Source organism: Terrisporobacter othiniensis, from assembly GCF_000808015.1.
GTDB lineage: Bacteria > Bacillota > Clostridia > Peptostreptococcales > Peptostreptococcaceae > Terrisporobacter > Terrisporobacter muris.
Genome location: NZ_JWHR01000091.1, coordinates 33,505 through 40,417 on the forward strand (window position 1 = coordinate 33,505; position 6,913 = coordinate 40,417).

7 protein-coding genes are annotated in these 6,913 nt (G+C 27.6%); all 7 read right to left on the bottom strand.

What is annotated here, in order from left to right; all coding sequences use genetic code 11:
- Positions 1-153 precede the first annotated feature (153 nt).
- Positions 154-1,140, bottom strand: coding sequence for an AmmeMemoRadiSam system radical SAM enzyme (gene amrS / locus QX51_RS09990; protein ID WP_039679772.1), 987 nt, complete (start codon positions 1,138-1,140; stop codon positions 154-156).
- On the bottom strand, positions 1,141-2,550 hold the full coding sequence (gene amrA / locus QX51_RS09995; RefSeq protein ID WP_039679773.1) for an AmmeMemoRadiSam system protein A: 1,410 nt from the start codon (positions 2,548-2,550) through the stop codon (positions 1,141-1,143). It abuts the gene before it with no gap.
- Between the two features lie 272 nt (positions 2,551-2,822).
- Complete coding sequence (locus tag QX51_RS10000; protein WP_039679774.1) at positions 2,823-3,776, bottom strand: siderophore ABC transporter substrate-binding protein; 954 nt, start codon at positions 3,774-3,776, stop codon at positions 2,823-2,825.
- A gap of 113 nt (positions 3,777-3,889) precedes the next feature.
- On the bottom strand, positions 3,890-4,645 hold the full coding sequence (locus tag QX51_RS10005; protein WP_039679775.1) for an iron ABC transporter ATP-binding protein: 756 nt from the start codon (positions 4,643-4,645) through the stop codon (positions 3,890-3,892).
- Complete coding sequence (locus QX51_RS10010) at positions 4,642-5,655, bottom strand: iron chelate uptake ABC transporter family permease subunit (RefSeq protein WP_052232987.1); 1,014 nt, start codon at positions 5,653-5,655, stop codon at positions 4,642-4,644. Before QX51_RS10010 ends, QX51_RS10005 begins: the two co-directional genes overlap by 4 nt.
- Positions 5,645-6,598: an ABC transporter permease gene (locus tag QX51_RS10015; protein ID WP_039679776.1), complete on the bottom strand. Its 954-nt coding sequence runs from the start codon at positions 6,596-6,598 to the stop codon at positions 5,645-5,647. Before QX51_RS10015 ends, QX51_RS10010 begins: the two co-directional genes overlap by 11 nt.
- 226 nt (positions 6,599-6,824) lie before the next feature.
- Positions 6,825-6,905 carry an IS3 family transposase gene (locus QX51_RS21800; protein WP_408645542.1) on the bottom strand — a complete coding sequence of 27 codons (81 nt, stop codon included), beginning with the start codon at positions 6,903-6,905 and terminating at the stop codon, positions 6,825-6,827.
- Positions 6,906-6,913 lie beyond the last annotated feature (8 nt).

Consider the following 6,913-nt stretch of genomic DNA (forward strand, 5'->3'; position numbering starts at 1 on the left):
CATCTCCCCAATTTATAATATCATTTGCTCAATTGTAAGTGTATTCTTATTAATTATATTATATTTTATGTTATAATCAAATACCTCTCATAAGGAAGTTTTATTATCATGTAAAAAGTCCTCTTTATTAATAACTTAAAAAGAGGACTTCTTTTAAAATATAATATTTATATATTCTTTACAATTAGGGCACTTGTCTCCTTTAATATGAGGATTTGTTGTATAAATATCTCTAGTTATAAGATTATATCCGCAATTGGGGCAATATGTATTATTATCTACACCTGCTACATTTCCTACATACACATAATTTAAATACTTAATAGCTTCTTCTTTTGCTTTCATCATATTTTCTACTAAGGTTGGAGGATTTTTCATTTTATATTTTGGAAAGTATCTGCTTAAATGAAGAGGAATATTTTTATCTATTGATGCTAAAAATTTTGCAATTTCTACTATTTCTTCTACTGAATCATTCTTATCACTAACCATTAAAGTTGTTATTTCTACATGAGTATGTTTACTAGCTATTTTTATAGTTTCTAAGACTGAATCTATTGTAGCTCCACAAACTTCATTATAGTATTGTTTTGTAAACCCTTTTAAATCTATATTCATTGCATCTATAAAAGGTAAAATCTGTTCTAAAGGCTCTTTATTTACAAATCCATTGGTAACTAAAACTATACTAATATTCTTATCATATTCTTTTATTTTTTTAGCTACATCATAAATATATTCATACCACATAAAAGGTTCATTATAAGTAAATGCTATCCCTACATTATTAGGAATATTTATTATTAGGCTTATTAGTTTATCTATGTCGATAAATTCTGTTGGTGGTTTATTCTGTGATATTTCATGATTCTGACAAAAACTACAACTCATATTACATCCAAAAGTTCCTATAGATAAAATATCCTTTCCTGGTTTAAAATGATATAAAGGCTTTTTTTCTATTGGATCTACATTTACAGATGTGACTTCTCCATAATTTATAACTATAGGAATATTATTTTTCACCGTCCTAAGATTACATACTCCAAACTTTCCTTCTATCAAACTACAATTATGAGGACAAAGCTGACATTTTATATAATTTCCTTCATCTTTATAAAATCTTAGTTTTTCTTCCATCTATTCACCTTCTTTGTATCTTGTCACCTGGAATCTTTCTATTTCATATTCTTCAAGTGGATTTATATTTGCTTTTTCACAAGCTATTTGAAGTTGGTAGTCAACAGTATCCACTCCTTCTAAGTCAGGAAGTAACAACCCCTTTTTATGGCCTTGCATAACTATAACTCCATATTTTTTAGGATCTAATTCTTCTTTTGTAGATTTATGTGGTCTACTTAGTATATCTACTGATATATCTATATCTAGCAATTCATTTTCTGTGACCCTTGGAAATCTCGGATCATGTATAGCAGCTTCCACTGAGTTCTTTATTATCTCTTCTGCTACTGAGTCTGTTGTTGGTAAAAAAGTTCCTATACAACCTCTTAAGTTTCCAAATTTTTTAAGAGATACAAATACTCCACCTTTTTCTTTGCTAAGTTCTTTTGGTAATTCACTTGGTTTTGCCATAAAGTGGCCATAAGTATAATAATGATTTAAACTTTCCCTTGCTAATTTTACATATAAGTTATTGTTTGAAATTTTTTTATTGTAAAGTTCCTTCTTCATATTAATTAACTCTTGTAAATTACTTTGTGCCTTTAATTCATTATTAAAAGCCATAACTCCATATCCCACACCAAAAGGACCTTCATAAGATAATAATTTACCCTTAACTTCTTCTCCTTCCATAGCGCCAAGCATTATAAATACGGATCTTAATCCACATTCTCCTGCGCATTCTACCATGTATTTGTCCATATTAAATACACTTAGCACATTACCTTTTTCTAAATTATATAATAATAACTTATCAAATTTTGAACCCTCTGGTGAATATTCATAAGGTCCATCTTCACTTAATCTATGAGACAAATCTCCACTTGCTATAAGCACTATCTTTTTATTTAAGTTTTCAGCACTTTTTCTTATTGCCATTCCAAACTTATATAACTCGATATCGCTAAGAGTTGCATACGTAACGTGAACAATTTTATAATCTTTATAATACTTATTTATAAAATACATAGGTATCATAGCTCCATGATCCAATTCGTATTCTCTATTAAATTTTCTAAGAATATCTGAGTCTATTCCTACTGCTGGTATATTTTCTACATTACAAGTATTAATCAACTCTTCATTAAACTCTTTATCAATTCTACCTTCTATATAAGTATCAAAATCTTTAAATTGGCTAAAATCTCCTCTTATACGTTCTTCATTTGAAATTGCAAGAGCATCTGAAAACATAGTTCCATGAGGAGTTATAAGTACTATAGTCTCTGGTTTTAAATTACTTATTTCTTCTCCTACCTGATTACAAGCATCAATAGTATTTTGTATTGCCCTCTCTTGTCCCTTTCCCACAGATGGAATTATTAAAGGTGGATGGGGCATTAAATAATATCTTAATATATTTTCCATGATATACACCTCACTTTATATTTAAAATCTGTCTTCTTATTATTTTGCCTATTTTTTTAAGTAATATTTTTCAATACAAAAAAATACCTATTATTATAGATATTTTAGAATTGTGACAAGATACCTTCTTTTTTCTATAAATAATAAGGTTAAAATTTTATTATCATGCTTTTATAAACTATAAAGAGGCTATGAGATTTATTTAAATCTCATAGCCTCTTTATAGTTTATTTTCATTATAATTTTACATTTTTAAAAGTTAGATGAATATATTATTTTATAGCATCTGCTATTTCGTCAATCATTATATTTGTTGACTCTATACCACCAGTCATTGTATACCAAACAGCTGAATCTAAGTAAACTATATTGTCATTTTTAGCCACATCTGTTTTATTCATTATTTCATTATCAAATAATGTTTGAGCTGCTTCACCTTTGCCAGTAACAGCTCCTCTATCTACAACAAATACATAGTCTGAATTATTTTCTAAGAAATATTCAAATGTTATTTGTTGTCCATGAGTAGATTCTTCTATGTTTTTATCTAATTGTTTGAATCCTAAATCACTATATATTATTCCATATCTTGATGCTTGTGAGAATAAGCTTATTCCACCTTCATTAGCCATTACAACTGATGCTGATAATCCCTTTTCACTTACTACTTTATTCAAATCTGCAACCTTAGTTTCTATTTTACTTAAAGCACTTTTAGCTTCTTCTTGTTTATCAAATAAGTTTCCAAGATCTGTTACGACAGCTGAGAATGAATCCATGTAATTTTCTCCATCTACTGCTAAATAAACTGTTGGTGCTATTTCTTTGAATGAATCTATTTGATCAGCTTGTCTTCCACCAATTATTATTAGGTCTGGATTTAAAGCCTCTATTGCCTCAAAATCAGGTTCTTTTAAATCACCAACATTTGCATACTTATCATCTGCATAAACTGATAATACTTCTGGTAAAGTTCTACTCTTAGGTAGTCCAACTATATCTACACCTAAGTTTTTTAATATATCTGCCACACCATAATCAAATACTACTATTTTCTCTGGATTTTTACTTAATTCAACTTTTTCTCCATTTGCATCAGTCACTGCTACAGTAGTCGTTGCTTCATTGTTTGATCCATTATTTTTATCCTTTTTCATTCCTATTGAAAATACACCTATTATTGCTATTAATACTATACTAACTATACCTGCTACTTTTTTGTTCATTTTGTCCCTCTCCTATTCTTAATATAGATAATCATTATCATATAATATTTAAATTTTTAAGCCACTATTTTATCTAAAATATATAACCCTCTTAGCCGCTTAAATAAGTAATGTTAGAAATATATACTTATTTTATTTCCATCTATTTCTTCAACTTTAAAGTCCATTTCATATATGTTTTCTAAAGTTTCTTTATTAATTACTTCATCTACAGTTCCCTCTTTTACTATAACTCCATTTTTTAAACAGATAATATAGTCCGAGTAACAAGATGTAAAGTTAATGTCATGCATTACAAGTATTATTGTTTTACCTAAATCATCACATAACTTTCTAAGAACTTTCATCATTTGTACCGAGTTGTTCATATCTAAATTATTAAGTGGTTCATCAAGGAATATATATTCCGTTCCTTGAGCTATAACCATTGCTATATAAGCTCTTTGTTTTTGTCCACCACTTAGTTCATCTAAATATTTATCTTGTATGTCAGTAAGTCTCATATATTCTATTGCTTCTTCTACATACTTAATATCCTCATCTTTTAATTTGCCATCACAATATGGAAATCTACCAAAGCTTACAAGTTCTTTTATTGTAAGTCTAATATTTATATTGTTAGACTGTTTTAGTATTGCTATTTTTTGAGATAATTCTTTTTTGTCCCAGCTTTCTAGTTCTTTACCTTCTATAAAAACTTGTCCACTATCCCTTTTCATTAATCTTGTTATCATAGAAAGAGCAGTACTTTTTCCAGCTCCATTTGGCCCTATAAAAGAAGTTATCTTTCCTTTTTGTATTTTAAGAGATACATCATGTACCACTTTTTTATCATTATATTGTTTACTTAAATTTCTTACTTCTATCATATTCTGCTCTCCTTATAAAGTAGATACATAAAATAAATTCCACCGATCATATCTATTATTACACTTACTGGTGTAGTTAAATGTAATACTCTTTCTATCATTAATTGACCAAATACTAAAGCAAATATACTAACAAGCATTGATACAATTATTAAATAACTATGTTTATATGTTTTCATCATTTCACGAGTAACATTTGCAACTAGTAACCCTAAAAAGGTTACTGGTCCAACTAAAGCTGTTGATATAGCTATTAAAACAGATATTACTATTAATGATTTTCTCATTAATTTGTCATAATCAACTCCTAAATTAATGGCTTGATCTTTTCCTAAGCTCATAACATCGAAGTATTTAATATCATCAACAACAAATGGAACTATTAAAAGTATTACTACTAATGATAAAAGTAATATATCTACATTTACATTATTGAAACTTGCAAACAATTTAGATTGTAATACTAAGTATTCATTTGGATCTATTACCATTTGCATAAATGATGATAAACTTTTAAAGAATGTTCCTGTTATCATTCCCACCAATAACACAAACATTATATTAGAGTTTTCTCTTTTAAATATTAATTTATATAGTGCCAATGAACCCATAACCATAAATACTACACATAATAAGAAATTTATTTTTTTATTTGATGCAAACATGCTACTTGAGCCAAATACAAATATGATTACTGTCTGTATTGCCACATATAAAGAGTCTATTCCCATAACACTCGGTGTTAATATTCTATTATCTGTTACAGTTTGGAATATTATTGTTGAGAAACCAATACATCCTCCTGTAATTACTATTGCTATTAATTTGGGTATTCTTTTTGATAAAGCATACTCCATACTTCCAGAGTTAATTTCAAGTGTTAAAAATAATGCACCTGAAATTAAAATTAATGCTGACAAGATTACTATGGGGATATTTAAATTTTGTTTTTTATTTCTTATTTTTTTATTTTTATTAATATAGTTTTTATTTTCTAAATTAGCTTGCATATGACTTCCTCCTAAATATTAGATAAAGGAATATTGCACTTCCTATTACTCCAACTGTAAGTCCAACAGAAAGTTCATATGGATAAATTATCACTCTAGCAGCTATATCACATACTAAAACAAATATTGATCCAAATAAAGCAGTGTCCCATATATTTTCGTGAACATTATCACCTTTATATAAAGAAACTATATTAGGAACAATTAATCCTATATAAGGGATTTCTCCTGCTGTTATTACTACGCATACTGTAACTATTGAAACTATCACAAGACCAAGGTTAACTATTTTTTTATAATCAAGACCTAAGTTCGTTGCAAAATCTTCTCCCATACCTGCCACTGTAAATTTATGAGCAAATATAAATGCCAAAATCATAAGTGGTATTGCTAAATATAATAATTCATAATTACCTTTTAATATCATTGAGAAGTTTCCTTGCATCCAAGAACCTACATTTTGCATTATCTCAAACTCATATCCTATATAAGTTGTTATTGATCCAATTATATTTCCAAACATTATACCAACTAATGGTACAAATATTACATTTTTAACTTTTAAGTTTCTTAAGAATGTCATAAATATTAATGTACCAGCTAGGGCGAATACAAATGATACCATAGCCTTTTGCATTGTTGTTGCACCTGGTATTAGAACCATTGCTATAACTATTCCCAACTGAGCCGAATCTATTGTTGCTCCTGTAGTTGGAGAAACAAATTTATTTTGACTTATCTGTTGCATTATTAATCCACATATACTCATAGCACTTCCTGCCATTAATATACTTAATAGTCTTGGAAATCTACTTACTATCATAAGATGTATGGCATCTTTATTTCCACTTAAAATATCTACTATATTTATATTCTTAGCTCCTAAAAATATAGAAACTAAAGATAATCCAGTTAACATTATGATTAAATGTCTTTTTTTCATTTTTTTCTCCTGTTTCACTTTTCTTTCCGAAAGTGTTTTTCATATTCATTTGATATAGATTATCAATTTCTATTTATATACTACATTAAATGATAATAGTTTTCAATACTTATTTTGCAATTTTATTAATATTTTTGTATTAATTTATAAACATTTGTAATTTTTACATAAAAAACACCCTAATTATAATGAACTGCACCCTTCATGTGGAACAATATAAAACAACCTAGGCTACCTTTTTCTTGTATTTTACAGGAGAAAGGTAGTTTAATTTTGCCTGTATTCTTTCTTTGTTATAATAATCTATATATTGAG